Below are 308 nucleotides of genomic sequence, written 5' to 3' on the forward strand. Positions count from 1 at the left end.
CCAGCCGGAAGATCTTTGCCGGGCCAAAGCCGAAGCGGAGTACATAATAAAGGTAGAAGTCGTGCAGTTCATAGGGGCCCACCAGATCCTCGGTGCGCTGTGCGATCTCGCCGTAGTCCTTGGCGGGCAGCAGCTCGGGGGACACCGGGGTGTCGAGGATGTCCAGCAGCACCTCTTTCAGGGCCGGGGTGGCGGCTATGTCGGCTTCGTACCGGACAAGGTGGCGCACCAGCGTTTTGGGTACGCCTGCGTTCACGCCGTACATGCTCATGTGGTCGCCGTTGTAGGTGGCCCAGCCCAGGGCCAGC

The 308-nt window shown here is 63.3% G+C and carries 1 pseudogene; it reads right to left on the reverse strand.

What is annotated here, in order from left to right:
- Nucleotides 1–308: pseudogene (locus P0G09_RS17900) on the reverse strand (NAD(+) synthase); the annotation flags it as partial.

Source organism: Faecalibacterium sp. DFI.5.82 (assembly GCF_029076575.1).
Lineage (GTDB): Bacteria > Bacillota > Clostridia > Oscillospirales > Ruminococcaceae > Faecalibacterium > Faecalibacterium duncaniae.